The sequence below is a fragment of the Paenarthrobacter histidinolovorans genome, from assembly GCF_014647595.1.
GTDB classification, from domain to species: Bacteria; Actinomycetota; Actinomycetes; order Actinomycetales; family Micrococcaceae; genus Arthrobacter; species Arthrobacter histidinolovorans.
In genome coordinates this window covers 1-704 of the sequence record NZ_BMPM01000023.1, presented here as the reverse complement: position 1 = coordinate 704, position 704 = coordinate 1, and the positions used below count along the sequence as shown (strand labels likewise).

Annotated in this window: 1 pseudogene; it reads left to right on the top strand. The window is 64.9% G+C overall.

Annotated elements, in window-relative coordinates:
* A pseudogene (locus IEY62_RS21610) lies at nt 1-704 on the top strand (pyruvate dehydrogenase (acetyl-transferring), homodimeric type); the annotation flags it as partial.

Here is a 704-nt window from a genome sequence, read left to right as displayed (position 1 = left end):
GCCCGGTTCGTGCCCGTCGTCCCTGACGAATCACGCACCTTCGGCATGGACGCGTTCTTCCCGACCGCGAAAATCTACAACCCCAAAGGCCAGAACTACCTCTCCGTGGACCGCGACCTCGTCCTGGCCTACAAAGAATCCCCCGCAGGCCAACTGATCCACCCCGGCATCAACGAAGCCGGCGCCGTCGCAGCCTTCACCGCCGCCGGCACCTCCTACGCCACCCACGGCGAACCCCTGGTCCCGATCTACGTGTTCTACTCCATGTTCGGCTTCCAACGCACCGGCGACTCGTTCTGGGCCGCCGCGGACCAAATGACCCGCGGGTTCATCATCGGCGCCACCGCAGGACGGACCACCCTCACCGGCGAAGGACTCCAACACGCCGACGGACACTCCCCCCTCCTGGCCTCCACCAACCCCGCCGTACGCACCTACGACCCCGCCTACGGCTACGAAATCGGCCACATCATCCGCCACGGCCTCGAACAAATGTACGGACCCCACACCGAGGGCACCGACACCGGCGAAGACCGGAACGTGATGTACTACCTCACCGTCTACAACGAACCCATCACCCAACCCGCCGAACCCGAAAACCTCGACATCAACGGGCTCCTCAAAGGCATCTACCACCTCGCCGAAGCCCCCGAACCCACCAACGGCAACGGAAACCGGCCCACCGCGAACATCCTCGCCTCCGG